This window comes from Amycolatopsis sp. NPDC041971, from assembly GCF_055588925.1.
The window spans coordinates 884,323-886,482 of sequence record NZ_JBVJCE010000001.1 but is presented as its reverse complement, the minus strand read 5'-3'; the positions used below and the strand labels follow the sequence as shown (position 1 = coordinate 886,482).

The window sequence follows — 2,160 nt, the reverse complement described above, 5'->3', positions numbered from 1 at the left end:
TCCGCCCACCCCCCCCTCCCCCCCCCCCCCCCCCCCCCCCCCCCCCCCCCCCACCCACCCCCCCCCCCCACCCCCCCCCCCCCCCCCCCGCACCCCCCCCCCCCCCCCCCCCCCCCCCCGAGCCTCAGTCCCCCATTCACCCCCGGGGTGACCCATGAGGGGCAGCCGTCTTCGGCCGCACCCACTCGCTGTACTTGTCTGTCAGACGACCGCTGGGCGGAACTGGTTTACCCGGCCCGTTAACGTCACCCGATCGGCCTAAGAGCTTCTTCCCTGGAGTACTGGGAGTACGTCGCTGGCGACCTCTTCGAGCGTCGACTCGCGGCCGACGTAGTAGTCACCGGACCGCGGCCAGTGCGTGACGATGTCGGTGAACCCGAGTTCCCCGGCCCTCCCGGCCGCGTCGCTGAAAGCGTCCACACTGGAGAGGGAGAAGACCGGCGCCGAGTCGAGACTCAGGAAGCGCTGCACGCTCGCCTTGTCCCTGCCCACGGCGTCGAGCCGCTCGTCGAAGGTCTTCACGAGTTCCGCGACGCCCTTCCACCACTCGTCCTGGCTGTCCGCCTTGACGCCGGTGGTGACCCAGCCGGCGCCGAACCGCGCGGCGAGCGTCATCGTGCGCGGGCCGTTCGCGGCCACCAGGAACGGCAACCGCGGCCGCTGCACGCAGCCGGGCAGGTTCCGGGCGCCTTTGGCCCGGTAGTACTCGCCCTCGTAGTCGAAAGCATCGGTCATCAGCAGCCCGTCGAGCGCTTCGACGAACTCGGTGAACCGGTCCGTGCGCTCCTTGACCGACAGTTCGGGGCCGTCGAGGACGGTGGCGTCGTAACTGGTGTTCGGGACGCCGGCGCCCACGCCGAGGACGAAGCGGCCGTCGGAGATGTCGTCGAGGGTGATCAGCTCGCGGGTGAACGGCACGGGGTGCCGCGCGACCGGGGAGGCCACGAAGGTGCCCAGTCTGATCCGCGACGTCACCATCGCGGCCGCCGTCAACGTCGGCACCGCGCTGAACCACGGGCCGTCGACGAGGTTCCGCCAGCCGAGGTGGTCGTACGTCCAAGCGTGGTCGAAGCCGTATTCCTCGGCGGCCCGCCATTTCGGCTCGGCCGCCCACCAACGATCTTCCGGAAGGATCACGATGCCTACGCGCACACGGGGCAACGTACTGGTGCCCACCGACACTTCGCCCGATGGGCGGATCATCGGGGACAATGTGCCGGTGGACAAACCCCTCTTGATCGCCTCCGACGTCGACGGCACCCTGCTCGGTCCGCTGGAGACCCTGTCCGAACGCACGATCGACGTCGTCCGGCGGGTGAAGGAGGACGGAGTCCCCTTCGTGCTGGTCAGCGGCCGCCCGCCGCGGTGGATCGCCCCGATCGCGAACCCGCTGGACCTGACCGGGTACGCGGTATGCGCGAACGGCGCGGTGCTGTACGAGATCGGGGCGGACCGGATCGTGGCGGTCCACGGCATGCTGGAACCCCAACTGCTGCACGACACCGTCAGTGCTCTTGATCACGCTCTTCCCGGCTGCCGGTACGCCGCGGAGCGGATCGGCGAGTCCGCGCTGGATCCGGAGATGCGCAACTTCGTGATCGAGCCGGACTATCACAACCCTTGGGGCAATCACGAGGGCACGGAGGCTCCGAGGGCCGAGGTGCTCGGGCATCCGGCGGTCAAGCTGATGATCAGCAGGCGCGGGATGAGCTCCGACGAGATGGCGCGGGCGGCGCGCGAAGTGCTCGACGGTTCGGTCGACATCACCTACTCGACCAACAGCGGGCTCATCGAGGTCGCCGCGCACGGCATCACGAAGGCGACCGGGCTGGCCGAGGTCGCCGAGCGGCTGGGCGTCCCGGCCGAGCGGGTGATCGCGTTCGGTGACATGCCCAACGACGTCGAGATGCTCGGCTGGGCCGGGCACGGCGTCGCGATGGCCAACGGGCACCGCTACGTGCTGGACGTCGCCGACGAGGTGACCGCGCCGAACTCGGAGGACGGCGTCGCGCAGGTGCTCGAGCGCTGGTTCTAGGTCGTGGGGGGGGGGGGGGGGGGGGGGGGGGGGGGGGGGGGGAAAACAACAAACAAAAAAAAAGGAAGAGGGGAGCCGGGGGAAGAGGGAGGGGGATGTGTTTGTGTGGGGGGGGGGTAGGCGGG

At 70.2% G+C, this 2,160-nt stretch carries 2 protein-coding genes; one reads left to right on the top strand and one right to left on the bottom strand.

Annotation, left to right across the window (positions count from 1 at the left end; translation table 11 throughout):
- Window positions 1-258 precede the first annotated feature (258 nt).
- Window positions 259-1,152 carry an LLM class flavin-dependent oxidoreductase gene (locus ACZ6DT_RS04415; protein WP_465588431.1) on the bottom strand — a complete coding sequence of 298 codons (894 nt, stop codon included), beginning with the start codon at window positions 1,150-1,152 and terminating at the stop codon, window positions 259-261.
- On the opposite strand from ACZ6DT_RS04415, the gene ACZ6DT_RS04410 reads away from it, so the two are divergent.
- Window positions 1,139-2,035 (top strand): HAD family hydrolase, encoded by an 897-nt coding sequence (locus ACZ6DT_RS04410; RefSeq protein WP_465588428.1) that lies wholly within the window; start codon window positions 1,139-1,141, stop codon window positions 2,033-2,035. The genes ACZ6DT_RS04415 and ACZ6DT_RS04410 overlap by 14 nt on opposite strands.
- Window positions 2,036-2,160: the final 125 nt, after the last annotated feature.